Annotated in this window: 1 protein-coding gene; it reads right to left on the bottom strand. The window is 68.2% G+C overall.

The features are described 5' to 3' along the window. On the bottom strand, positions 1 to 236 hold a 236-nt coding region (locus ACPYN7_RS18085), incomplete at both ends, for a proton-conducting transporter membrane subunit (protein WP_424348569.1).

Raw genomic sequence — 236 nt, 5'->3', positions numbered from 1 at the left:
AGGGCCAGGACGATGTAGCCCATGTGATTGACCGAGGTGTAGGCGATCATCCGCTTGAGATCCGTCTGGGCCAGGGCTACGAACGCCCCGTAGAGCACCGAGACGACGCCGACGGCCACGATCACCCAGGCCCAGGCCCGCCAGGCTTCGGGCAGGATGGGCATGGCGATGCGCACGAACCCGTAGGTGCCCATCTTCAGCAGCACCCCCGCCAGCACGGCCGAGCCGGTGGCCGG

This window comes from Kocuria sp. CH-021, from assembly GCF_049716185.1.
GTDB classification, from domain to species: domain Bacteria; phylum Actinomycetota; class Actinomycetes; order Actinomycetales; family Micrococcaceae; genus Kocuria; species Kocuria cellulosilytica.
The sequence above is the reverse complement of the archived record's forward strand: the minus strand, read 5'-3'. Positions and strand labels throughout refer to the sequence as shown.